Annotated in this window: 20 protein-coding genes and 1 tRNA gene; 6 read left to right on the top strand and 15 right to left on the bottom strand. The window is 70.1% G+C overall.

Annotated features, from left to right (window positions below; genetic code table 11):
• Positions 1 to 97: 97 nt before the first annotated feature.
• The 11 genes from MRB58_RS09130 to MRB58_RS09080 all read right to left on the bottom strand — a co-directional run bounded on the left by MRB58_RS09130 (position 98) and on the right by MRB58_RS09080 (position 11,973).
• Positions 98 to 664 carry a mismatch-specific DNA-glycosylase gene (locus tag MRB58_RS09130; protein WP_244781405.1) on the bottom strand — a complete coding sequence of 189 codons (567 nt, stop codon included), beginning with the start codon at positions 662 to 664 and terminating at the stop codon, positions 98 to 100.
• A 149-nt stretch (positions 665 to 813) separates the two neighbouring features.
• Positions 814 to 2,739 carry an ATP-dependent zinc metalloprotease FtsH gene (ftsH, locus tag MRB58_RS09125; RefSeq protein WP_244781404.1) on the bottom strand — a complete coding sequence of 642 codons (1,926 nt, stop codon included), beginning with the start codon at positions 2,737 to 2,739 and terminating at the stop codon, positions 814 to 816.
• A 137-nt stretch (positions 2,740 to 2,876) separates the two neighbouring features.
• Positions 2,877 to 4,097 carry a tRNA lysidine(34) synthetase TilS gene (gene tilS, locus MRB58_RS09120; protein ID WP_244781403.1) on the bottom strand — a complete coding sequence of 407 codons (1,221 nt, stop codon included), beginning with the start codon at positions 4,095 to 4,097 and terminating at the stop codon, positions 2,877 to 2,879.
• Positions 4,094 to 4,999: a tetratricopeptide repeat protein gene (locus MRB58_RS09115; protein WP_244781402.1), complete on the bottom strand. Its 906-nt coding sequence runs from the start codon at positions 4,997 to 4,999 to the stop codon at positions 4,094 to 4,096. The genes tilS and MRB58_RS09115 overlap by 4 nt, the downstream gene beginning before the upstream one ends.
• 60 nt (positions 5,000 to 5,059) lie before the next feature.
• Positions 5,060 to 5,500, bottom strand: coding sequence for a peptidoglycan-associated lipoprotein Pal (gene pal, locus MRB58_RS09110; RefSeq protein ID WP_244781401.1), 441 nt, complete (start codon positions 5,498 to 5,500; stop codon positions 5,060 to 5,062).
• 224 nt (positions 5,501 to 5,724) lie between these two features.
• Complete coding sequence (locus tag MRB58_RS09105) at positions 5,725 to 6,702, bottom strand: ABC transporter permease (protein ID WP_244781400.1); 978 nt, start codon at positions 6,700 to 6,702, stop codon at positions 5,725 to 5,727.
• Positions 6,703 to 6,747: 45 nt separating this feature from the next.
• Positions 6,748 to 7,173 carry a VOC family protein gene (locus tag MRB58_RS09100; protein ID WP_244781399.1) on the bottom strand — a complete coding sequence of 142 codons (426 nt, stop codon included), beginning with the start codon at positions 7,171 to 7,173 and terminating at the stop codon, positions 6,748 to 6,750.
• A gap of 174 nt (positions 7,174 to 7,347) precedes the next feature.
• Positions 7,348 to 8,451, bottom strand: coding sequence for an ABC transporter permease (locus MRB58_RS09095; RefSeq protein ID WP_244781398.1), 1,104 nt, complete (start codon positions 8,449 to 8,451; stop codon positions 7,348 to 7,350).
• Positions 8,448 to 10,004 (bottom strand): ABC transporter ATP-binding protein, encoded by a 1,557-nt coding sequence (locus MRB58_RS09090; RefSeq protein WP_244781397.1) that lies wholly within the window; start codon positions 10,002 to 10,004, stop codon positions 8,448 to 8,450. The genes MRB58_RS09095 and MRB58_RS09090 overlap by 4 nt, the downstream gene beginning before the upstream one ends.
• 13 nt (positions 10,005 to 10,017) lie before the next feature.
• On the bottom strand, positions 10,018 to 11,025 hold the full coding sequence (locus tag MRB58_RS09085) for a BMP family protein (RefSeq protein WP_244781396.1): 1,008 nt from the start codon (positions 11,023 to 11,025) through the stop codon (positions 10,018 to 10,020).
• Positions 11,026 to 11,133: 108 nt separating this feature from the next.
• Complete coding sequence (locus MRB58_RS09080) at positions 11,134 to 11,973, bottom strand: isopenicillin N synthase family oxygenase (RefSeq protein ID WP_244781395.1); 840 nt, start codon at positions 11,971 to 11,973, stop codon at positions 11,134 to 11,136.
• A gap of 151 nt (positions 11,974 to 12,124) precedes the next feature.
• On the opposite strand from MRB58_RS09080, the gene MRB58_RS09075 reads away from it, so the two are divergent.
• Positions 12,125 to 12,748: a LysE family translocator gene (locus MRB58_RS09075; protein ID WP_244781394.1), complete on the top strand. Its 624-nt coding sequence runs from the start codon at positions 12,125 to 12,127 to the stop codon at positions 12,746 to 12,748.
• A gap of 228 nt (positions 12,749 to 12,976) precedes the next feature.
• On the opposite strand, the gene metH is transcribed toward MRB58_RS09075, so the two are convergent.
• Genes metH through MRB58_RS09060 form a run of 3 tightly spaced genes read right to left on the bottom strand, consistent with a single transcriptional unit; the run spans position 12,977 to position 18,566 of the window.
• Positions 12,977 to 16,666, bottom strand: coding sequence for a methionine synthase (gene metH, locus MRB58_RS09070; RefSeq protein WP_244781393.1), 3,690 nt, complete (start codon positions 16,664 to 16,666; stop codon positions 12,977 to 12,979).
• 11 nt (positions 16,667 to 16,677) lie between these two features.
• Positions 16,678 to 17,544 (bottom strand): methylenetetrahydrofolate reductase [NAD(P)H], encoded by an 867-nt coding sequence (gene metF / locus MRB58_RS09065; protein WP_244781392.1) that lies wholly within the window; start codon positions 17,542 to 17,544, stop codon positions 16,678 to 16,680.
• The gene (locus MRB58_RS09060) at positions 17,541 to 18,566 is read right to left on the bottom strand and encodes an ArsR/SmtB family transcription factor (protein WP_371747252.1); all 1,026 of its coding nucleotides are present in this window, start codon (positions 18,564 to 18,566) and stop codon (positions 17,541 to 17,543) included. The genes metF and MRB58_RS09060 overlap by 4 nt, the downstream gene beginning before the upstream one ends.
• A 339-nt stretch (positions 18,567 to 18,905) precedes the next feature.
• Between MRB58_RS09060 and MRB58_RS09055 the strand changes: the two genes are divergently transcribed.
• Complete coding sequence (locus MRB58_RS09055) at positions 18,906 to 20,255, top strand: MATE family efflux transporter (protein WP_244781391.1); 1,350 nt, start codon at positions 18,906 to 18,908, stop codon at positions 20,253 to 20,255.
• A gap of 100 nt (positions 20,256 to 20,355) precedes the next feature.
• On the opposite strand, the gene MRB58_RS09050 is transcribed toward MRB58_RS09055, so the two are convergent.
• Positions 20,356 to 20,440: transfer RNA gene (locus tag MRB58_RS09050), tRNA-Leu, on the bottom strand.
• Between the two features lie 239 nt (positions 20,441 to 20,679).
• Here MRB58_RS09050 and MRB58_RS09045 point away from each other — a divergent pair.
• From MRB58_RS09045 to MRB58_RS09030, 4 genes are all read left to right on the top strand, one after another.
• A complete protein-coding gene (locus MRB58_RS09045; RefSeq protein WP_244781390.1) occupies positions 20,680 to 21,543 on the top strand; it encodes a hypothetical protein in 864 nt (287 codons plus the stop codon).
• A 125-nt stretch (positions 21,544 to 21,668) separates the two neighbouring features.
• Positions 21,669 to 22,484 (top strand): ion transporter, encoded by an 816-nt coding sequence (locus MRB58_RS09040; RefSeq protein WP_244781389.1) that lies wholly within the window; start codon positions 21,669 to 21,671, stop codon positions 22,482 to 22,484.
• Entirely contained in the window at positions 22,481 to 23,269 is a 789-nt protein-coding gene (locus MRB58_RS09035) for an alpha/beta fold hydrolase (RefSeq protein WP_244781388.1), read from the top strand. Before MRB58_RS09040 ends, MRB58_RS09035 begins: the two co-directional genes overlap by 4 nt.
• Positions 23,270 to 23,290: 21 nt before the next feature.
• Positions 23,291 to 24,256, top strand: a complete 966-nt coding sequence (locus MRB58_RS09030) for a DMT family transporter (RefSeq protein ID WP_244781387.1) — start codon at positions 23,291 to 23,293, stop codon at positions 24,254 to 24,256.
• Positions 24,257 to 24,464: the final 208 nt, after the last annotated feature.

Raw genomic sequence — 24,464 nt, 5'->3', positions numbered from 1 at the left:
TCAACCATTCGTAAGGGAACGCAGAATTGCTGCATCCTCGTGACCGCGCCCCGTATTTCGGCGGATATGGCGGGTGAGCCCGGCGCGGGCGGCACTGCTAGCGGCGGGAGCCGTGCGTCGTGCGTGTGGCCTGGACCGCGTCGGCGAGCGACTGCCACACCGCCGTGTCCCAATAGCGGCGCGCCTGGCCCGAGGGCGAGGGCAGCACGAAGAGGCGCGTCGCGCCGATCCTCTCGGGCTGGGCGCCGAGGGGGACGGCACCGGTGGGGCGCTGGAGGACGGCGGCCGCGGCGGTCTTGGAGGTGAAGGCGAGGATCCGCGGTGCGTGCCGCTCGATCTTGGCGCGCAGGGCGTGTGTATCGAACGCGCCGGCGGGGAGTTCGGCGTCGTTGCCGAAGTGGGCCTTGCACACGTCGGTGAGGCCGATGCCCCATTCGACGAGGCGTGGCCAGTCGGCCGGCGCGAGGCGGATGGGCGTCAGCCCCGTGGCGTGCAGGGTGCGCCAGAAGAGATTGCCGGGGTGGGCATAATAGGCCCGCTTCTGCGCCGAAACGCGGCCGAGCGCGGTCCCGCAGAACACCACGCGAAGGTCAGGTCCGAGAAGGTCCGGCACATGGTCCGGCGGCAGTGGGCCGAAGCGAGGGGCAGGCGCAGGTGCAGGCATCCCGCCACGCTACCAGATGGGCCGCCGGCCCAGAAGCAGGCCGTGGCGAGCTCGCGGCGCCGGGCTGCGCTCCGGTTCGAGGTCGCCGGGGCATCTGCACGAAAACGGCCGCCTGGGGAGGCGGCCGTGATGTCGTCGTCGCGATGCCGTCAGGACGGCTGCGGTTCCCAGCCACCCTCGTTGGCGGGCGGACGGGGCTTGGGCGCGCCCGTGGGCGGGACGGTGGACGCCCGCGGCGGGGTGTCGTCGTCGGCGCTCTCGCGGACCGGGGGCTTGCCCTTGATGAGGTCGCGGATCTCTTCGCCGGTCAGCGTCTCGTACTCGAGCAGGCCCTTGGCGACGGTGTGCAGATCGTCGAGATTGGTCTTGATGACGGCCATCGCGGTCTCGTAGCCGTCATTCACGAAGCGCTTCACCTCCGAGTCGACCAGCTCCTGCGTCTTCTCCGACACGCTCTGGCTGCGGGCGACGGAGTGGCCGAGGAACACCTCGTCCTCGTTCTCCGAGTAGAGGAGCGGCCCCAGCTCGTCCGACATGCCGAACTGCGTCGCCATCGCGCGGGAGAGCTTGGTCGCCATCTTGATGTCGGCCGAGGCGCCGGAGGTCACCTTCTCGTGGCCGAAGATCAGCTCTTCGGCGACGCGGCCGCCCATGGCGACGGCGAGGTCCGCCTTGCACTTGGCGCGGGTCAGCGAGATCTGGTCCCGCTCCGGCAGGCGCATCACCATGCCGAGCGCACGGCCGCGGGGGATGATGGTCGCCTTGTGGATCGGATCGGACGCCGGCATGTGCAGCGCGACGAGGGCGTGGCCCGCCTCGTGGTAGGCGGTCAGCTTCTTCTCGTCCTCGGTCATGACGAGGGTGCGGCGCTCGGCACCCATCATCACCTTGTCTTTGGCGTCCTCGAACTCCTGGTGGGTGACGAGGCGCTTGTTGCGGCGCGCGGCCAGCAGCGCCGCCTCGTTGACGAGGTTGGCGAGGTCCGCACCGGCGAAGCCCGGCGTGCCGCGGGCGAGGGTCTTGAGGTTCACGTCCGGCGCCAGCGGCACCTTGCGCACGTGGACCTTCAGGATCTTCTCGCGGCCGACGAGGTCCGGATTGGGGACGACGATCTGGCGGTCGAACCGGCCCGGACGCAGCAGCGCGGGGTCGAGCACGTCCGGACGGTTGGTGGCGGCGATGAGGATGATGCCCTCGTTCGCCTCGAAGCCGTCCATCTCGACGAGGAGCTGGTTGAGGGTCTGCTCGCGCTCGTCGTTGCCGCCGCCCAGGCCCGCACCACGATGGCGGCCGACGGCGTCGATCTCGTCGATGAAGATGATGCAGGGGGCGTTCTTCTTCGCCTGCTCGAACATGTCGCGCACGCGGCTGGCGCCGACGCCGACGAACATCTCGACGAAGTCGGAGCCCGAGATGGAGAAGAAGGGCACGTTCGCCTCGCCGGCGATGGCGCGGGCGAGCAACGTCTTACCGGTGCCCGGAGGGCCGACCAGCAGGACGCCGCGGGGGATCTTGCCGCCGAGCTTCTGGAAGCGGGACGGGTCCTTCAGGAAGTCGACGATTTCCTGCAGGTCTTCCTTCGCCTCGTCGACGCCGGCGACGTCCTCGAACAGGACGCGGCCGTGCGCCTCGTTGAGGAGCTTGGCCTTGGACTTGCCGAAGCCCATCGCCTTGCCTGCGCCGCCGCCCTGCATCTGCCGCATCAGGAACAGCCAGATGCCCAGGATGAGGAGCATGGGGAACCACGTCGCCAGGATGCCCCAGATGGAGATCCCGTCGTTCGGCGGCTCGGCCCGGATGGTGACGCCCTGGGCGTCCAGCGTGTCGATATAATTGTTGGCGCCTTCGGGGGCGTAGGTCGAGAAGCGGCCGCCCGAATTGTACGTTCCTGTAATATCGCGCTGTTGGATCGTGACGGCGCGCACGTTGCCCTGCCGGGTCTCGGTCAAGAATTGCGAGAACGAGATATCCGACGTGTTGGTCCGCTGGCCCGGATTCTGGAACAGCTGGAACAACGCGATCAGCAGCAGCGCGATCACCACCCACAGGGCGAAATTGCGGAAATGGTTGCTCATGACATACCTTGATTGGCACCAACACTGGCGCGCGAGCGGCTCGGCGACCCCTCGGAGACTGCCAACAACATAGGAACTTCGGGGTCTGGTGCCAACTACTTGGCGGTTATGGAAGCCAGTGGACCAAAGAGCGCACCTCAACGCAAGGGCCGCACGATCGCCGCGTTTGCGGGCCAGTCGCGCCGACGCACGCCCAGCGTCGGCAACGCGACCAGGGCGCCGGCCACGAAAACCGCCGGCATCGTCTCGGCCGCGGCGCCGACCTCGTCCCGTGCGGCCCACGCGCGGCCCGCGGGCCCGGCCGCCGCGACGCGCACTTCGGGCGCGCTCGCCCGCAGCGCGACGGCGTAGCGTCCGTCGAACACGCCGCGGCCTCCGGGAGCTACCGCGATCGCCTCGATCCCCCGTGCCTCGCGCCACAGCGCCAGCGACGCACCGTGCGGAACGGCGCGGCAGCGGCCCAGCGTCGTCGCCTCCCCGCGACGCAGCGCCGCATCCGCCGCGGCCAGCGTGGCGAAGCGCGGCGGGTGCGTGAGGCCGCCGGTGCTGCGAAGCGCCTCGGCGAACGCGCGCAGCCGTACCTCCTCGTGCGCTGCGAACCACGGCGCCGGCGCGATGACCGTGGCGCCCGTGCGGCGGCGCCGCGCGGCCCGGGCGAGGAGCTCGGCGGCGAGGGTGTCGACCAGGTCGCTGGCGCGGGCGAGGTGCGTCGCCGTGGCGGCGAGACGCGTGGTCGAGAGCCCGGCGCGCTCCAGCTCCGGGGCGAGGGCACGCATGGCGATCCGGTCGAAGCGCGTGTCGTCGTTGGAGGGATCCTCGCGCCACGCGATGCCGCGCTCGCGCAGGAAGACGCGCAGCGTCTCGCGCCGTGTGCCGAGGAGGGGGCGCAGGATGCGCAGGCCGTGATGGGTGGTATCCGGCCGCATCGCCGCCAGGCCTTTGAGGCCGCTGCCGCGGGCGAGGCGCAGGAGCATGGTCTCGGCCTGGTCGTCCGCCGTATGGGCGGTCGCGACGGCGGCGAGGCCGAGCGTGGCGGCAGCCTCGGCCAGGGCCGTGTAACGGGCCTCACGCGCCCAGGCCTGGAGCGAGCCGACGGGCGGCCCGTCCGCCGTCAGCACCTCGACCCGGCGGCCGAGGGTGGCGCCGAGGGCGGCGACGAAGCGGCATTCGTCCGCCGCCTCGGGCCGCAGGCCGTGGTTCACGGTGAGGAGGGTGATGTCGCGCTGCGGCCGCGCTCGGCACAGGAGCACGGCGAGAGCGACGGAATCGCCGCCGCCGGAGACGGCGACGCCGAGCGCACCGCCGACGGCGTCGACGTGCGAAAGGTCGAGCTCGGGAGCGGTCGCGGCCGCGATCAAGCGCAGTTTGCGGTGCGTCGCTCGGCCTCGGCCTGGGCGCGCAGGCTGCCGCTCACGTTCGGATAGGCGCCGAACAGCTCTTCCAGCGAGGAGCACGCCGCCTCGCTCTCGCCCAACCCGTTGAGCGAGGTCGACAGCTTCAGGAGACTTTCGGCCGCCCGCGCCCCGTTGGGGTCCGTCGTGTAGGTCTCGAGAAACTGGTTGGCGGCGGCGCGAAAGTCGCGCTGCGCCAAGAGGGCCTCGCCCAGCATGAACCGGGCTTCGCCGGCCACGGGGCCGCTCGGATTGTCGGTCAGCACCGTGCGCGCGGCGTCCGCGGCCATCGCGAAGCGCCCCGAGTGCTGCAGGTCGCGCACCTTGTCGAGTTCGGGATTGCTCGGCGCGGCCCGGGTGGAGGGCGTGGGCGAAGCCGGCGGCGGCGTCGCCGAAAGGTCGCCGTTGAGCGCCGACAGGTCCACCGGGCCGGTGCCCGACTGGCCGAAGGTGTTGGACGGCGCGGCCTGCCCGACGGTCGACGACGGGGCGGGCTGCGCCGGAACCTGGCCGAGGGAGCGCGGAGGCGCGCCGGCGCCGGGCTGCACGGCGCCGCGCTGGTCGGTGCCGATGGCGCCGCTGGTCTGACCGGCGCCGCCGGCCTCGATCAGCTGTTGCAGGCGGCGCACGGTGAAGGTGAGCTGCTCGACCTGGCCGGTGAGCATCCGCACCTGGGTCTCCAGCTGCTGGATGCGCAGCTCGGAGTTCGCCTCGCCGCCCTCCTGCTGTTCTCCGCCGTCACCGAAGAAGCGCGGCAGAAAACGGTTCTGCACCGCCGTCACCGTGGTGTCGGCGTCCGCGGTCCAGCGCGGCAGAGAGAGCGCCGGGGTGGTCAACGCGACCATCATCAGCGTCAGAACGATGCGCATGGGACTCTCCATCACGACGTCAGCCCCGCAAATAGGGCGCCGACGCCGTGGGGAACATAATTAACCGCCCAGAACAGTGACCGCGCGGCGGTTCTGGTTCCAGCAGGACTCGTTGTCGCACACCGCGACCGGGCGTTCCTTGCCGAAGGACAGGGTCCGCATGCGGCCGGCATTGATGCCGCGGCCGGCGAGGTAGCGGCGAGCGGCCTCGGCCCGGCGGGCGGACAGCGCGATGTTGTACTCGCGCGTGCCGCGCTCGTCGGCGTGGCCTTCGATGGTGATCTGGTATTGCGAGTACTTCTGCAACCAGGTCGCCTGGCGGTCCAGCACGCCGGCCGCCGTCGGGTTGATCTCCGACGAGTCGACGGTGAAGAACACGCGGTCGCCCACGTTGACCGCAAAGTCTTGCGGCGAGCCGGGCGTGGCGGCACCCGCGCCGCCGGTGTTCGTCGGCTTTTGGGCGCACCCGGCCAACGCCACTGCCACGAGGGCGGCGGTCATACCCCGCGTCACCCAACGCCTCGTTCGGAACTCAGTCATTCACGCGACTCCGACGCATAAATTTCGATTGTGGATTAGCAAGCCACGGTTAACGCACCATTGGCAAAACAGCTTGCTTTCGTTTGGCCGGGTACGTTGGCGACGCTCTTCACACGGCCGCGCGCGCTCTTCAAGGGCCAATCTGCGTGATTGTGCACGACCGGCCCGCGGACGCCGCGCCGGCCTCACCGCTCCTTGAGATACGGCACGCCGAGCGCACGCGGCGGGATCGCCCGGCCGAAGAATCCGGCCAGCAGAACGACGGTCAGCACATAAGGCGCGATGAGGATGACCTCGATCGGAATTTGCCCGACCAGCGGGACGGACACCCCCGACAGCCGCGCCGCGGAGCTTTCCAGCACGCCGAACAGCAGGCACGCCAGCAGGGTCGGCAGCGGGCGCCATTTGCCGAATATGAGGGCCGCCAGGGCGATGTAGCCTTTGCCCGCGCTCATCTCGCGCACGAACCCGCCGCCGTGCGCGGTCGACAGGTACGCCCCGGCGATGCCGCACAGGACGCCGGTGATGATGATCGCCCGGTAGCGCAGCCAGGCGACCGAGTAGCCCGCGCTATCGACCGCCTCGGGCGCCTCGCCGACGGCCCGCAGGCGCAGGCCGAAGCTCGTCGAGAACAGGACCAGCGAGGCCAACGGGACCGCCAGCAGCGCGGCGTAGACCAGGAGATTGTGGCCCGACAGCAGTTCCGAATAGAACGGGCCGAACCATGGGACATCCGCCACACCGGCCTCGAACGGCAGGGTGATGGGGCCGAAGCGCTCGTCACGCGACAGCGGCGGCGTCTGTCCGCCCTGGGTGAAGAGCGCGATGCCGATCACCACCGTCAGCCCCGAGGCGAGGATGTTGATGGCGACACCGGAGACGATGTGGTCGCCCCGGTGGGTGATGCAGGCGAAGCCGTGTACCAGCGCCAGCGCGACCGCGGCGGCGATGGCCGCGCCGAGCCCGGCCCACGGGGTCCCGGTGAGGCTCGTCACGGCGGCGGCCGCGAAGGCCCCCATCAGGAGCTTGCCCTCGAGGCCGATGTCGACGATGCCGGCACGCTCGGAGAACATGCCGGCCATCGCGCACAGGATCAGCGGCGTGGCGAGCCGCAAGGTGCTCGCCAGGATCTGCATGGCGTCGAGCCACATTTCAGCCGCCATGCCGGGCCCTCCATGCGGGCGGGGCCGGCGACGCGGCCGGCCCGGTCAGAACTCGAAGCTGACCCGCCCGTCCGCGGCGATCTTCACCATGGGCTGCCAGGCGATCTCCCAGGCGTGTCCGTCCGGGTCCGCCACGTAGCCGCGAAGGCCGCCGTGCGGCGGCGCATCGGCTGCGCGCAAGAGGGTGCCGCCCGCCGCCAGCAGCGCGTCCATCACCGGCTGCACCCCGTCCGCCGAGGTCACGTTGTGCGCCAGCGCGAAGGCACCCGGCCTCTGGAAGGGCGCCGGCTGGTTCATGTCGGCCGCCAGCGACGCGGCGAGGAAGGTGCCCAGGATGACGCCGTTCATCTGGTAGAAGACGATCTCCTCGTTCTGGAAGACCGGCTCCCAGCCGAAACCGTCCTGGTAGAAGCGGCTGGCGGTGGCGAGGTCGTCCACGCCGAGGGTGATCACGGAGATCTGGTGTTGCATCGAGACGTCCTTTCCCGTTCCCCGGCGCACCATGCGGCGGGGTCGGGTCAAGGGGCTCATGCCGCGGCAAGGCCTGGACCCGCGCTGCGCGGGGGGCGCGCCAACCAAGCCACGCCCTCACCATTTCTGACGGCGCGACGGTGCACCCGCGGGCGCGGCGGTGCAAGGCCCGCCTCATGACGGCGCCAGCCGTGTGCGCGGCGCGAAGAGGCGCGACAGCGGCCCGTCCAGCATGTGCGCCAGCGCGCCGGAGAAGAGGATGATGAAGCCCTGCAGCACCAGCACGACATTGCGGTCCAGGGTCTGGTAGGTGAACGAGAGCTCCGTGCCGCCCTGGTAGAGCGCCCCGAAGAGGAGGCTCGCCATGACGATGCCGACCGGATGCGCGCGCCCCATCAGCGCCACGGCGATGCCGGTGAAGCCGAACCCGGCGGTATAGTTGTTGACGAGCTTCTCCTGTGCCCCCAGCACCGCGTTGGTCGCCATCAGCCCGGCCAGGGCGCCGGAGACGACCATCGTCACGATCACCATCCGCGGCACCGAGACGCCGGAATAGCGCGCCGCCGGCTCCGATTCGCCGAGCGTGCGCAGGCGGAAGCCGAACGGCGTGCGCCAGATCAGCACCCACACGCCCGCCGCCGCCGCCAGGGCCAGGAGGATCGACAGATTGAGCGGCGAGGAGGACGCCTCGAAGCCCAGCGCGCGCGCCAGTTCGTGGAACTGCGGGATGGTGGCGTCGGGCGCGATGTTGCGCGTCTGCGGGGTCGACTGGCCGGGGCGGATCAGCGGGCCGGTGAGGAGCCACACCAGGATGCCGGCGGCGATGAAGTTGAACATGATCGTGGTGATGACGACGTGGCTGCCGCGGGTCGCCTGCAGCAACCCCGGCAGGAACGCCCACGCCCCGCCGAACAAGGCCGCGCCCAGGATCGCCGCCGGGATCACCATCACGCCCGGCAGGTAGGGGTCGAGCGCCAGGCACACGAGGACCGCGCCGAGCCCGCCCATCGCCGCCTGCCCCTCGCCGCCGATGTTGAACAGCCTGGCATGGAAGGCGACCGCCACCGCCAGCCCGGTGAAGACGAAGTTGGTGGCGTAGTAGAGCGTGTAGCCCAGGCTGCCGGGATAGACGAAGGCGCCCTGGATCATGACGTCCAGCGCCTCGACCGGATTCTCGCCGATCAGCGCCACCACCAGCCCCGCCACGACGAAGGCGAGCGCCACGTTGAGCAGCGGGATGACGAAGACGTCCGCCCAGGCGGGGAGCGGGCCTCTCACGCGCTGGCCTCCAGCGCGCCCGCCGAGCCGGCGATGCCCGCCATCATCAGACCGACGTTGCGCCGGTCGGCATCGGCCGCCGCCACGGTGCCGACGATGCGCCCGCCGTTCATGCCGATGACCCGGTCGGAGAGCGCCAGAATCTCGTCGAGCTCGACCGAGACGAGGAGGATCGCGCAGCCCGCGTCCCTGAGCGCCAGCAGCTCGCGGTGGATGAACTCGATGGCGCCGATGTCGACCCCCCGCGTCGGCTGGCCGACCAGCAGCACGCGAGGTGCGGCACCGTGTTCGCGGGCGATGACGAGCTTCTGCTGGTTGCCGCCGGAGAAGCCGGCGGCGGCGAGGCGCGGGTCGGCGGGACGCACGTCGAAGCGGTCCATCAGCGCCTGACAGCGGGCGCGCATCCGGCGCGTCTCGAGAAGCCAGCGTCGGCGGGCGCGTGCCTCGTCGAGGTATCCCAATACCGAATTCTCGCTCATGTCGAACGGCAGCACCAGGCCTTCGCGGCGTCGGTCCTCCGGCACGTGGGCGACGCCGAGGGCGCGGATCTCGCTCGGATCCGCCGGCGAGCCGGGACCGACCGACCGCCCGCCGACGGTGAAGGTGCCGCCCGCCGGCTCGACCAACCCCGCCAGCACGCCCAGCAGCTCCGACTGTCCGTTGCCGGCGACCCCCGCGACGCCGACGATCTCGCCCGCATGCAACGCGAAGGAGACGCCGTCGAGGCGCGTCACGCCGGCCTCGTCGCGAACCGTCAGCCCCTGCGCGATCAGCACCGGGGCGCCGGCCGGGCGCGTGCCCTGGTTGCGGACCGTCGCCACCGCGCGGCCGACCATCAACTCGGCCAGCTCCTCGCGATTCGTGTCCTCGGTGCGCCGCTCGGCCACCATCCGGCCGCGCCGCATGACCGAGACATCGTCCGTCGCAGCCATGATCTCGCGCAGCTTGTGGGTGATGAGGAGGATGGTGACGCCCTTGGCCTTGAGCGTCGCCAGGCTGTCGAACAGGCGGTCGGTCTCGTCCGGGGTCAGCACGCCGGTCGGCTCGTCGAGGATGAGGATGCGCCCGCCCGCCAGCAACGCCTTGATGATCTCGACACGCTGCTGCAACCCCACAGGCAGCCGCTCGACCACCGCGTCGGGATCGACCGACAGGCCGTAGGTCGCTTCGATCTCCTTCAGCCGCTCCCGCACCTCCGCCCGGCTCGCCTTGAGAAAGGGCGCCTTCGCGGTCTGGAGCATCAGGTTTTCGAGGACCGTGAAGTTCGGCACCAGCATGAAGTGCTGATGCACCATGCCGATGCCCTGCGCGATCGCGTCGGCGCTGGAGGCGAGCTTCACCTCCTCGCCGAAGAGCCGGATCGTGCCCGAATCGGCGTGGTAGTGGCCCGAGAGGATCGACACCAGGGTGGATTTGCCCGCCCCGTTCTCGCCGATGATCCCATGGATGGAGCCGGCGCGGACGGTCAGCGAGACGTCGTCGTTCGCCTGGACCGCGCCGAAGCGCTTCGAAATGCCGGCCAGCGCGATGGCCGGCGCTTCGCCGGTGGTCATGAGTGCGCGGGTCTCAGACCGGGCACCCCTGATCGTCCTCGTAGTTGTGCACCTCGATCTCGCCCGAGATGATGCCGGCCTTCGCCGCCTCGACCGCCTCGCGGATCTCCGGCGTCAGGAGCGCGGCGTTCTTCTCGTTCTCGACGAGGCCGACGCCCTCCTCCTGCAGACCCAGCGAGACGATGCCGGGGGTGAACTCGTCGTTCATGGCGTCCATCAGCGTGTCGTATGCGGCATTGTCGACGCGCTTGAGCATCGAGGTCAGCACCTGGCCGGGCGCCACGTCCTCCTGATTGGAGTCGACGCCGATGGCGAGCTTGCCCGCGTCCGCCGTGGCGCGGATCACGCCGAGGCCGGTGCCGCCGGCGGCGTGGTAGACGACGTCGGCCCCACGGTCGATCTGGCTCTGCGCCAGCTCGGCACCCTTGGACGGGTCGTTCCAGGCCGAGGGGGTGGTGCCGGTCATGTTCTGCAGCACCGTCGCTTCGGGCTTGGTGTCCATCACGCCCTGCACGTATCCGCAGGCGAACTTGCGGATCAGCGGCACGTCCATCCCGCCGACGAAGCCGACCGTGCCGCTTTCGGAGGCCATCGCCGCGGCGACGCCGGCGAGGTAGGACCCCTCGTGCTCCTCGAAGCGGTATTGGCGCAGGTTCGGCTGGTCGAGCCAGTAGACGTCGATGATCGCGAACTCGGTGTCGGGATATTCCTGGGCGACCTTGTCGATCGCGTCGGCCTGCGCGAAGCCGACGCCGAGCACCAGGTCCGCGCCGCGCTGGGCCATGCGGGTGATCGCCTGCTCGCGCTGCGTCTCGTTGGTGACCTCGAACTCCATCACCTCGACGCCGGTCTCGTCCATGAAGCGCTTGACGCCGTTCCAGACGCCTTCGTTGAACGACTTGTCGAACTTGCCGCCCATGTCGAACACCACGGCGGGCTTGAAGTCCTGCGCGTGCCCGGTCGCGGGGACGGAGACGGCGAAGACGGCACCGGCGACGCCGGCCAGAACGGCCTTGAGCATTGAACCCTCCAGTTGCTTGTTCTCGACACTAGTGCCGGATCCGGCCGCTTGGCTAGCAAGTCGCCGGCCAGGGCCACGATACGAGTTCGTCCCGCCGCCCGGCCGGGCTCAGGCGAGGCCGATCTCCTTCAGGCGCTCCATCAGGTAGGCGCCGGCGGTCTTCTCCGGGCTCAAAGGCACCTCGGAGCGGGGGTGGATGAACATCGGCATCGAGAACCGCGCGCCGCCTGCGCCCCCCTCCGGATTGATCACACGGTGCGTGGTGGACGGATAGTAGCCGCCCGAGGCGAGTTGCAGCATGTCGCCGATGTTGACTGCGATCATGCCGGAATCGCACGGCACCTCGTGCCACTCGCCGGTGCGGTCCTGTGCCTGCAGGCCGGGCGCGGAGCCGGCGAGCAGCAGGGTGATGAGGTTGATGTCCTCGTGGGCGGCGGCACGGGTGGCGCCGGGCTCGGGCGGCTCACCGGCCTGCGCCGGATAGTGCAGGATGCGGAACATCGAGTTGTCCGACCCGCGCAGCATGTCGGGCAACGGCTCGGCGAAGGTCGCGCGCACGTCCGCCGGGGTGTTGGTCTCGATCCACTCCAGCAGCGTGACGCCGAGGCCGAAGAGGTCGTCGTAGAGGGCACGGGTCACGGGCTCGACCGAGCCCGGCAGCGGGGTCTTGGGATAGACCTGGAAGAACTCCTTGAGGTCCTTCGCCTTGGATCCCTTGGCGTTCTCCGACCGGAAGGGGAAATATCCCTCCGGCGACGGCGGCTGCACCTTGAAGCCGAACTTCGTCTCCTCGGCGAAGAACTCGCCCCACTGGGCGTAGGCGCGGTCGATCCGGTCGGGGGTGATCGGGTGATCCTTCAGGACGGCGAAACCGGTCTCGTGCAGCGAGCGGGCGAACTGCGCCGGCGCCTCGGGGTCGGTGTAGCTGACGGCTTTGATGGCGAACATGGCATCCCTCGACAGGCCGGCGAAGTGGGGACAGTATCGCGCCGCCTCGCGCGGTTTCAATGCGGGCCGCGGGCGCACCCCCCGCCGCGTGCGGGCGCACCCCCCGCGTCTGCGGGCGGGTCGCGCCGGAGGCCGGACAGCCGAGGTTCCCATGAGCGATCATCTCCACCTGCCCCTCATCCTGCTGGCGGCGCTCCTCGCGATGGCGAGCCCCGGCCCGGCGACGCTCGCCATCGCCGGGACCGCGATGGCGCGCGGCCGCCGGGCGGGGCTGACGCTGGCGGCCGGGATCTCGACCGGATCACTGATCTGGTCGCTGGCGGCGGCCTTCGGCCTCGCCGCGCTGATGGCCGCGCACGGCTGGGTGTTCGAGATCGTGCGCTATGCCGGCGCGGCCTATCTCGCCGTCCTGGCCGTCAAGTCGGCCCGCGCCGCGCTGTCGGCCGGGGCGCTGCACCCGCGCGCGATGAGCGGCGGGCCGGGCGCCGTCTACCGCAAGGGACTGGCCTTGCACCTCACCAACCCCAAGGCGATCTTCTTCATCGGCTCGATCTACTCGATGGGTGTGCCGCGGGACGCCACGCCCGGCGAGTTCGCGGTGGTGATCGCCGCGCTGACCGTGCAGAGCGTCCTCGTCAACACCACGTACGCGACGCTCTTCTCGGTGCCGGCGATGACGCGGGCCTATGTTCGCGCCCGCCGCGGGTTCGAGGGGGTGTTCGCCGCCGGCTTCGGCCTCGCCAGCCTCAAGGTGCTGACCGCACGCCTCTCCTGACAGCCGGGCGACGAAAAGCCGCCCCGCGGGTGGCCCGCGAGGCGGCTGGTCGGATCGCGCGGTGGACCGTGGCGGACCGTCCCACCGCGCGCACCTCAGGCCGTCGCGAGGACGGCACCGGGGATCCGGTCACGAACCGGGAGGGAGCCTCCCGGCCGCTTGAGCCGCTTTCGCCGGCTCGAACAAGTCGCGCGGTGGACCGTGGCGGACCGTCCCACCGCGCGTGCCTCAGGCCGCCGCTTTCACGGCACCTGGGACGTAGTTGAGGATCGGCGCGAGCCACCGTTCGCAGGTGTCGATGTCCCAACCCTTGCGTCTCGCGTAGTCCTCGATCTGATCCTTCTCGATCTTGCCGACACCGAAATAGAAGCTGTCCGGATGCGAGAAGTAGATGCCGCTGACCGACGAGGCCGGCCACATGGCGAAGCTCTCCGTCAGCGTCACGCCGGTGCGCGCCTCGGCTTCGAGGAGACGGAACAGCGTCTCCTTCTCGGTGTGGTCGGGCTGGGCGGGGTAGCCCGGCGCAGGGCGGATGCCGCGGTAGGCCTCGGCGATCATTTCCTGCGGTGTCAGCGTCTCGTCGGCCGCGTAACCCCAGATCGTGCGGCGCATGCGCATGTGGGCGTACTCGGCGAAGGCCTCGGCGAGCCGGTCGGCGAGCGACTGGAAGAGGATTTTGCCGTAGTCGTCGCCCTTCTGGACGAAGCGGGCGACGATGTCGTCCTCGCCGACGCCCGCGGTCACCGTGAACCCGCCGAGATAGTCGGCCGGTCCGCCCACCGGTGCGATGAAGTCCGACAGGGCGACGTTGGCGCGCCCGTCCGACTTCGGCATCTGCTGGCGCAGGGTATGGAAGCGGCCGACCTCGCGCCCGCCGTCGGAGATGACGATGTCGTCCCCGTCCGCCTGCGCGCCCCAGACGCCGACGACGCCCTTCGCCTTCAGCCATTTGTTCGAGACGATGTCGGCGAGCATCTTCTGCGCGTCGTCGAACAGCTTGGTCGCCTGCTCGCCGAAGCGCTCGTCGTTCAGGATCGCCGGGTAGATGCCCTTCATCTCCCAGGCCGAGAAGAACGGCGTCCAGTCGATGTAGGACACCAGCGTCTGGATCGGCACTTCGATGTTCTTGAGCCCGGTCTCGACCGGCACCGGCGGCGTGTAGGCCGACCAGTCGATCCGGAAGGCGTTGCGGCGCGCCTCGGCGATCGGCGTGCGCTTCTTCTCGCCCTGACCCTTGAGGTAGCGCTCGGCGGTCTTTTCGTAGTCGGTGCGGATCTCGGTCGCGTAGGTCGCCCGGTCTCCCATCAGCCGCGAGCATACGCCCACCGCCCGCGACGCGTCGGTGACGTAGACGGTCTGGCCGGCGGAGTAGTTCGGGTTGATCTTCACCGCGGTGTGGATCTTCGAGGTGGTGGCCCCGCCGATCAGGAGCGGCACGTCGAACCCGCTGCGCTGCATCTCGCCGGCGACCGACACCATCTCGTCGAGCGACGGGGTGATGAGGCCCGACAGGCCGATGATGTCGACGTTCTCTTGCTTGGCGGTCTCCAGGATCTTGGCGGAGGGGACCATCACGCCGAGGTCGATCACGTCGAAGTTGTTGCACTGCAACACGACGCCGACGATGTTCTTGCCGATGTCGTGCACGTCGCCCTTCACGGTGGCGAGCAGGATCTTGCCGGCGGTCTGGCGCTGGCCCGCCTTCTCGGCCTCCATGTACGGCATCAGGTAGGCGACGGCCTGCTTCATCACGCGGGCGGACTTCACCACCTGCGGCAGGAACATCTTGCCCGAGCCGAAGAGGTCGCCGACGACGTTCATGCCGGCCATCAGCGGGCCTTCGATGACGTGCAGCGGCTTCTCGGCCTTCTGCCGGGCCTCCTCGGTGTCGGCCTCGATCCACTCGGTGATGCCGTGCACCAGCGCGTGGCTGAGCCGTTCCTCGACCGGGGCCTCGCGCCAGGTGAGGTCCTTCACGCGGGCCGCTCCGGCGCCGCCCTTCCAGCGTTCGGCCGCCTCCAGCATGCGCTCGGTGGCGTCGTCGCGCCGGTTCAGCACCACGTCCTCGCACAGCTCGCGCAGCTCGGTGTCGAGGTCGTCGTACACCGCGAGCTGGCCGGCGTTCACGATGCCCATGTCCATGCCGACCTTGATGGCGTGGTACAGGAACACCGAGTGCATCGCCTCGCGCACCTGCTCGTTGCCGCGGAACGAGAACGAGAGGTTGGAGACGCCGCCCGAGATGTGGGCGTGCGGCAGATTCTCGGAGATCCAACGCGTCGCGTTGATGAAGTCGTTGCCGTAGTTGTTGTGCTCCTCGATGCCCGTCGCCACCGCGAAGATGTTCGGGTCGAAGATGATGTCTTCCGGCGGAAAGCCGTGTTTGGTCAGGAGCTTGTAGGCGCGCTCGCAGATCTCGATCTTGCGCTGGTAGGTGTCGGCCTGGCCGGTCTCGTCGAACGCCATGACGACCGCGGCGGCACCGTAGCGGCGGACCAGCTCGGCCTGCTCCAGGAACTGCGCTTCGCCTTCCTTGAGCGAGATCGAGTTGACGATCGCCTTGCCCTGGACGTTGCGCAGCCCCTCCTCGATGACCTCCCACTTGGACGAATCCACCATCACCGGCACGCGCGCGATGTCCGGTTCGGAGGCGATCAGGCGCATGAAGACCGCCATCGCCTCTTTCGAGTCGAGCAGCCCCTCGTCCATGTTGACGTCGATGATCTGGGCGCCGTTCTCGACCTGGTCGCGGGCGACGTCGAGCGCGGTGGCGTAGTCGCCTTCCTTGATCAGCTTGCGGAAGCGGGCCGAGCCGGTGACGTTGGTCCGCTCGCCGACGTTGACGAACGGGATCTCCGGCGTCAGCACGAAGGGCTCCAGGCCGGAGAGGCTCATCAGCGGCCGGCGCTCGGGCACTTCGCGCGGGGCGTAGCGCGCCACGGTGTCGGCGATGGCGGCGATGTGGTCGGGCGTGGTACCGCAGCAGCCGCCGACGATGTTGAGCAGCCCCTCGTCCGCGAAGTCCTTGAGCTGGCGGGCCATGTAGGCCGGGCTCTCGTCGTACTCGCCCATCTCGTTGGGGAGGCCGGCGTTCGGGTAGACGCAGGTCAGCGCGTCGGCGACCTTGGCGATCTCGGCGATGTGCGGGCGCATCTCGTTGGCGCCGAGCGCGCAGTTGAGGCCGATCGACAGCGGCTTCGCGTGCATCACCGAATGCCAGAAAGCCTGCGGCGTCTGGCCGGACAGGGTGCGGCCGGAGCGGTCGGTGATCGTTCCGGAGATCATCACCGGGACGCGGCGCCCGCCGTTCGCGAACAGCGTCTCGATCGCGAAGATCGCCGCCTTGGCGTTCAGGGTGTCGAAGATGGTCTCGACGAGGAGGAAGTCGACGCCGCCGTCGAGCAGGCCGCGCGCGGCCTCCTCGTAGCTCGCCACCACGTCCTGGAAGGTGACGGCGCGGTAGCCGGGATCGTTGACGTCGGGCGAGATCGACAGCGTGCGGTTGGTCGGCCCCATCGCGCCGGCGACCCAGCGCGGGCGGTCGGGGTTGGCCGCCGTCACCGCTTCCGCCGCCCGCTTGGCGACCTGCGCCGAGCCGACGTTGAGGTCGTAGACGCGGTCCTCCAGCCCGTAGTCGCCCTGGGCGATGCGGGTCGACGAGAACGTGTTCGTCGCGACGATGTCGGCCCCCGCCTCCAGGTACTGGCGGTGGATCTTCTCGATCGTGTCCGGCTGGGTCAGCGACAGGAGGTCGTTGTTGCCGGATTGCGCATGGTCCGAATGGATGTGGCAGCCACATCCGCCGTGGGCGCCGACGAAGGCGTCCTCGTCGAACTTCTCCTTCTGGATCATCGTGCCCATGGCACCGTCGATGATCAGAATGCGTTTTTTCGCGGCCTCGAGAATGGGGTGGCTCATAGAAACTCCGGTCAAGCCGCGGCGGCCGGCTGCGTCGCCGGGTTGATCCCGATGAGGCGGCACAGCGCGTAGACGAGCTCGGCGCGGTTCATCGTATAAAAATGGAAGGTGTCGACACCGCGGGCCTGCAGGTCGAGCACCTGCTCGGCGGCGATGGCGGCGGACACCAGCATGCGCTGCTCGGCGTCGTCCTCGAGGCCCTCGAAGCGCGAGGCGAGGCGGTCCGGCACCGAGGCGCCGCACATGTCGGCGAAGCGCTTCACCTGCTTGAAGGAGTGCACCGCCATGATCCCCGGCACGAGGTTCACCTCGATGCCGCGTTTGGCGATGCGCTCGCGGTAGGCATCGAACAGCGCGTTGTCGAAGAAGAACTGGGTGATCGCGCGGTCGGCGCCGGCGTCGACCTTCTGCTCCAGCATGTCGATGTCGGCCTCCCAGTCGGCCGAGTCGGGGTGGCACTCGGGGTAGCAGCCGACGGACACCTCGAACGGGGCGATCGCCTTGATGCCGGCGGTCAGCTCGGCACCGTTGGCGTAGCCGTCGGCGTGCGCCTGATAGGGGGTGCCGGGCCCCTCGGGCATGTCGCCGCGCAGGGCCACGATGTGGCGCACGCCCGCGTCCCAATAGTCGTGGATGACGGCGTTCACCTCCTCCTTGGAAGCGGCGACGCAGGTGAGGTGGGCGGCGGCCTTGAGGTTCGTCTCGTCGGCGATGCGCTTCACCGTGCGGTGGGTGCGCTCACGCGTCGAGCCGCCCGCGCCGTAGGTGACCGAGACGAAATCCGGCTCCAGCGGCTCCAGCTTCTTGATGGTGGCCCAAAGCGTCTCTTCCATGGCGTCGGATTTGGGGGGGAAGAACTCGAACGAAACCCGGGTCATGCGTAGGCGCCTTCCTCTTGGCGAATGTCGTCGGAAATGATGCGGGGGTCCTTGGCGAGCCACAGGGTGACGGTGAGCGTGTCGCTGGCGTCCGCGCCGGTGAGGCGCTGGGTGGCGACGCTGACGAGACCGGCGCTCTGGAGCCAGTCGGCCATCTCGCTGTCGGCGATGCCGAGGCGGCGGTGCTGGTCCTTGAGACGCAGCTCCTCCAAGGTATGGGGGGCGAAGTCGACCACCAGCAGGCGCCCGCCGGGGGCGAGGGCGCGCGCCGCTTCGGCGAGCGCGCGGCCGGGATCGTCGAGATAATGCAGCACCTGGTGGATGAGGACGACGTCGAACCGGTCGGCGCCCGCGGAGAGGGCGTAGATGTCGTCCTGGGCGAGGCGCGCGTTGGCGACGCCGGCCTTGGCGAGATTGGCGCGCGCCACCGAGAGCATCGCCGCGCTGGCGTCGACACCCAGGGTGCGCTGGGCGTGCGGGGCCATCAGCTCCAGCATCCGGCCGGTGCCGGTTCCGACGTCGAGCAGGTTGCGGATCGGCTTCTCGCCGAGGATGGCGCGGATCGCGGCTTCGACCTCGGCCTCCGGTACATGGAGGGAGCGGATGCGGTCCCACACCTCGGCGTTGGTGGCGAAGTAGTCCGCCGCGGCGGCGGCCTTGGCGGCACGGATGCCGCTGCGCCGCTCGCGGTCGCGCTGGTGGATCGGATCGTCGGGGTCGAGCTGGGCGAGGAGCGCCTCGGCGAGGCGGGTGCCGGCGCCGGTGTCGGCCAGGCGATAGAAGGCGAACGCGCCCTCCGCCGAACGGGCGACGAGGCCGGCGTCCGCCAACAGCTTGAGGTGGCGGGAGATACGGGGCTGGCTTTGGCCGAGGATGAGCGTGAGGTCCTTTACCGTCAGATCGGAGTCGCTGAGGAGGGAGAGGATGCGCAGGCGTGTCGTCTCGCCCGCGGCCCGCAGAGCCGCGACGAGCGTTTCGTGTCCACTACCGGAGGAGCCGGCATCCATCGTGCGCACTTCCACATAAAGAAATCTTTATAAGATTATGCGGACGCCCTGCCCCCCTGTCAACCGCCGCTCTCGCTCCCGGCCGCCCCAATGCCGCGGGAAGTTGCGGGAAAAGCGCGTTATTACAGCGGACTAACAAATACCTCGCGACCCGTCGCCGAGGAGGCTGCGACGGTCACCTGCCGGGGCGCATCGGCGTCCGGCGACCGAGCCTGCCCCGGAGTTGCCGCTCCCGCAGCCCGGCGGCGAGGCGCGGCGCGCGGCAGAGGCGCGCCGCCGGCTGGTGGAATGTGGGGTTGCAGGTCTTGCCTCGGGACGCGCAGGGCGCGATGAGCGGGCGAACGAGGACAAATCATGATCACCGTCAGTCGAACGCCTCGGCCCTTCGCAGTGACCGTGCGCACGGTCGCCGGGATCGCCGTGCCGATGACGCTCGCCTACCTGTCCACGCCGCTGATCGGCATCGTCGACGTCGCGGTGATCGGCCAGCTGGGCGACGCGGCCCTCCTCGGCGCCGTCGCGCTCGGTGCGCTGCTGTTCGACTTCCTGGGCGTCAGCCTCAACTTCCTGCGCTCGGGCACCACCGGCCTCGTCGCCCAGGCGATGGGCGCCGAGGACCGCGAGGCGGAGGCGATGGTGCTGTGGCGGGCGCTGCTCTTCGCGGCGGTCGCGGGCGTCCTGATCGTCCTCCTGCGCCGGCCGATGCTCGACCTCTTCCTTCTCGCCATGGGACCGTCCGAGGCGGTGGCCTCGGCCACGCGCGACTATTTCACCGTCCGCGTCTTCGCCATGCCGCTGATGCTGGGCAACTACGCGATTCTCGGCTGGCTGCTGGGATTGGGGCGCTCGCGCGTCGGCCTGATGCTGCAGGTGGTGACGGCGCTCGTCAACATCACCGCTTCGGTGTGGATGGTCATGGGGCTGGGCTACGGCGTCGCCGGGGCGGCGGCGGCCTCGGTCCTCGCCGAGGCGGTGACGCTGGCGCTGGGCGCCGTGGTCGTGGGGCGCGCGCTCGGCCGCCGGCCGCGCCCGGCGCTCGCCGCGGTGCTGGAGCGCGCCGGCTTCTTCCGGATGATGGCGGTCAACCGCGACATCTTCATCCGCTCGATGCTGCTCATCGGCACCTTTTCGTTCTTCTCCGCGGTCGGGGCGCGCTTCGGCGACGTCACGCTCGCGGCCAATGCCATCCTCCTCAACGTCTTCCTTCTCGGCGGCTACTTCCTCGACGGGCTGGCCACCGCGTCCGAGCAACTCGCCGGCCGCTCGGTCGGCGCCAACTATCGGCCCGCGTTCGACCGCACGGTGCGCCTGTCGGTGGTGATCGGCATCGCGATGGCGGCGACCCTCTCGGCCGCGGCGCTCGTCTTCGGCGAAGCGTTCGTCTACGCGCTGACGACCTCGCCGGAGGTGCGGGCGATGAGCCTCGTCTATCTCGGCTGGGCGGCGGCGACGCCGATCGTCGGGGCGCTGGCCTTCATCATGGACGGCATCTACATCGGCGCGACGTGGTCGGTGATGATGCGCAACATGATGGTCGTGTCGGCGCTGGCGTTCTTCGCGGTGTGGGCGGTGGCGGTGCCGCTCCTGGGCAATCACGGCCTGTGGCTGGCGTTGCTGGTCTTCCTCGGCGCCCGCGGGTTCACGTTGCTGCTGGCGGTTCCCGCCCGCGCCCGCGCCACATTCGGCCCCGCGGCCCTGGCGTAGCGGCGCGCCCGATCCTGGTGCGTCGGCCGTCGGCCGTCGGTCGGCCGCGGGCCGGCCGTCCCCGCGCGGGGCCCTGGTGATCCGGCGTGATCGGAGCGAGTGGTGCGAGAGGGGGGACTCGAACCCCCAAGCCTTGCGGCGGACGATTTTGAGTCGTCTGCGTCTACCGATTCCGCCACTCTCGCGATGCAAGATGCGCCCATTCGAAGCCGAGCTGGGGGATGGCCCGGCCGGGCGCACGGGCCTGACCGGCCCGTCTCGCAGGCGGGGCACCATACAATGTCGCCCGCCCCGCACAAGGGGGTGAACCACCCGCCGCCAAACTGCTTCCGGAGGTTGCAAAAGCGCCACTGTCATTCAACATCGGGTTGCTGTATGGGTAAATCATAGATTGTATTCATCCACAGGTGAGCGGGAGCGCGCCATGCGGATTGCCCTTGCTGCCCTGATCGCCGGTTGCGCCACCACCTCCGCGCTGGCCGGCGCCTGGACGCTCGAGCAGGGCGAGACGAACACCTACATCACCTCCAGTTTCACCTACGGGGACCACGGGTTCGACGGCAGCGGCAACCTCGTCGCCGTGCCGGAATACCAGAAGCTCACCCTGTCGGCGGCGTTGGAATACGGCCTGCGCCCGTGGCTGACCGCGGTGGTGCGCGGCGAGATGACGGACGAGCAGATCGAGCGGGAGATCACCCCCACGCTGATCGCCCCCGAGCCGCAGACCTTCGCCTCCGTCGCGGGCGGGGCGCGGATTCGCCTCTTCCAAGGTCCGTTGTGGGTCGCGTCGACGGAGATCACCGCCTTCTCCGGCGGCTACTCCACCGCGGGGGACGAGAAGCCCAACGACGGCCCGGCGTTGGAGGTGCGCGCGCTGGCCGGCTACGGCACGACGATCATGGACAAGCCCGTCTTCGCCGACGCGCAGGTCGCCTATCGTGCCCGGTTCGAGGCGGAGGCGCCGGATGAGCTGAAGGTCGACCTCACCCTCGGCGCCCAGGTGCTGCCGAACTGGATGATCCTGGCGCAGACCTTCTCCACGTTCGAGATCGGCGGCGACGTCAGCTATCACAAGGTGTCTGGCAGCGTGGTGCGGCAGGTGACGGACAACCTGCGCGTGGCCGTCGGCGCCGGGGCCACGGTGGCGGGCCGCAACGCGATCGCCGAGGTCGGCGGGCACATCGGCTTCTGGTACGAGCTGCCGAAGGAGAAGCCGATCTCCGAGCGCGAGGCGCGCCTCGAGGCGCAGTTCCGCGAGCTGCAAGGCTATCGGTCGATCTTCAAATAGGCCTCGCATGGGGGCGGCGCGGCGCGCCGGGAGGGGGGCACGGCATGCCTGGGCTGCCCGCGCGTCCTTGACGCTCGCCGCGCCGGACGGCAACGACGGCTCCGATCAACGTGCGGAGACCTCCGTTGCAGCAGCCCCTCCAAAGCCTCCTCCTCTCGCGCCGGTGGGAGATCTTCATCGTCAGCCTGATCGTGGTGAACGCGATCATCCTCGGCCTGATGACGTCCTCGCGGGCGATGGCCACCGTCGGCCCGCTGCTGGAGGTCGTCGACGGCATCATCCTCGCGGTGTTCACGGTGGAGATCCTCCTGCGGATCTACGCCTTCCGCCTGCGCTTCTTCACCGACCCCTGGAGCCTGTTCGACTTCTTCGTCGTGGCGATCGCGCTGCTGCCGACCTCGCGCGGCTTCTCGGTGCTGCGGGCGCTGCGGATCCTGCGGGTGCTGCGCCTCATCTCGGTGGTGCCGACCCTGCGCCGCGTGGTCGGCGGGCTGGTGGCGGCGCTGCCGGGCATGGCGTCCATCATCCTGCTGATGGTCATCATCTTCTACGTGTTCTCGGTGATGGCGACCTCGCTTTACGGGGCGACCTTTCCGGAGTGGTTCGGCTCGATCGGCACCTCGGCCTACTCGCTGTTCCAGATCATGACGCTGGAGTCCTGGTCGATGGGCATCGTGCGGCCGGTCATGGAGGTGCACCCCTATGCGTGGGCCTTCTTCGTGCCGTTCATCATGGTGACGACGTTCGCGGTGCTGAACCTCTTCATCGGTATCATCGTCTCGGGCATGCAGCAGGACGTGGAGCAGGAGGCGGCCGCCAGCCGCAGTGCCATGATGGAGGAGCAGACCCACGTGGCGCACGACGTGAAGGCGCTGCGCGAGGAGGTGCGGGCACTGACCGCGGCGGTCCAGCGGCTCGACGCCGGGGCGCCGCGGCGATGACCGCCGGCACCGGCCCCGGCACCGAGCGGGCGCCGCAGGTCGTCTTCCTCCACGCCGTCACCCGCGACCGCTTCGACTTCGACGAGCTCGCCGCCGCGCTCGACGTGCCGACCCTGGCGCTCGATCTCCCCGGCCACGGCGACGGGCCGCGCACCGCGCCCTATCGGATCATGCGCATGGCCGAAGCGATCCGGCTGCCGCCGGGGCCGCCGCCGATCCTCTACGGCCACTCGCTGGGCGGGTGCGTCGCGCTGGCGTTGGCGGCGCAGCGGCCCGGGGCGATCCGCGCGCTGGTGCTGGAGGATCCGCCGCTCTTCGCCTTCGATCCGGCACGGACCGAGCGGCGCGCCTTCTACCGTGGCTTCATCCGCCTCAAGGAGCAGATGGAGGGGCCGTTCGCCGGCTACTCGGCCGAGGCGTGGGCGGCCGAGGTCGCGGGCTGGGGCTCCGGCCACGGCCGCGTCAGCCTCGCCGAACGGTTCGGCCCCGAGGCGGTGCGGCGCCGGGGCCGTCAGCTCGCCACGTTCGACAGCCGCGTCCTCGACGGCCTGATCGACCTGTCGATCGGCGCCGGGTTCGACCCGGTCGCCTGCCTCGCCGCGCTCGACGTCCCGGTCACGCTGATCGCCGGGGATCCGGAGCAGTCGAGCGTGCTGGCGGCGGCGGATGTCCGGCGGCTTGATGCCGAACTCGGCGTGACGGTGGTACAGGTCGCCGGCGAAGGGCACTTTATCCACGAAGTCCTCCCCGAGACGTGTCTCGCCCCGGTGCGCGAGCGGCTCTGATACGGCCAGAAGGAAGCTGCGATGGCGACGGCGACGCGCATGGACGGTCTCGCGTGGGCGATGCTCGTCGGCCTCGCGCTGGTGTGGGGGCTCTCCTTCCCCTTCGCCGAGATCGCGCTGACCGAACTGCCGGTGCTGACCGTCGTCGCGCTGCGCGTCGCGCTGGCCACCGTGTGCCTGTGGGGCGTCGTCGCGGTGATGCGGATCGCGCTGCCGACGTCGCGGGCGGCGTGGCTGTCGCTGGGGGCGATGGGGATCGTCAACAACGTGATCCCGTTCGCGCTCATCGTCTGGGGGCAGACCGCGATCACCTCGGGGATGGCCGCGGTGCTGATCGGCACGACGCCGCTCTTCACCGGTTTCATTGCCGGCGCCCTCCTGCCCGACGAACGGCTGACCGCGCCGCGCGTGATCGGCATCGTCCTGGGCATCGCCGGGGTCGTGGTGATCGTCGGGCCCAGCGTGCTCGACGACCTGGGCGGCGCCGTCTGGGCGAAGGTGGCGGTCCTGGGGGCGGCGCTCTCCTATGCCTTCGCCTCGGTGTTCGCGCGGGGGCTGGGGCGGTTCGCGCTGCACCCGGTGCTCCTCAGCGCGGGACAGACCCTGTCGGCCTCGCTGATCCTGGTGCCGGCGGCGCTGATCGTCGACGCTCCGTTCACGCTGCCCGTGCCGAGCGGGACGGTGTGGGCCGCGGTGGTGGCCTTCGCGGTGCTGGGTACCGCGCTCGCCTACATCCTCTATTTCGCGATCATCGCACGCGCCGGAGCCATGAACGCGATGCTGGTGACGGTGCTGATCCCGGTCGTGGCGCTGATGAGCGGCGTCCTCCTCCTGGACGAGACGGTCACGGTCTTCCAGCTCGCCGGCCTCGGCCTCATCATCCTCGGCCTGTCGGTGATCGACGGCCGCCTGTGGCGCCGTCGCGCGCCGCCCGCCCGCCGCGCCGGCGGCCCGGCGGTGAAGGTCGAGGCCCCGCCGCGCGGCTGAGCGGCGCGCGGGCAAGCCCGGCCCCAGGCTGTCCGAACGGGCAGGCAACGCCCGAGTGCGCTCCGGAGTCTAGTTTGTGACTCTCCCGCCGCGGGGCCCATCGGCCCGCACGATGCGCCGGGGCGAGCTCACGCCGCGCCGGTACGCGGCCGGGCGTGCACCGTCGTCGCGGGTCCGTCTTCGGTCGTTCGAGGGTGATCGTCCGCGC

The sequence above is a fragment of the Acuticoccus sp. I52.16.1 genome, assembly GCF_022865125.1.
GTDB lineage: Bacteria > Pseudomonadota > Alphaproteobacteria > Rhizobiales > Amorphaceae > Acuticoccus.
Note: the sequence above shows the minus strand (reverse complement) of the source record. Positions and strands in the feature narration are given on the sequence as shown.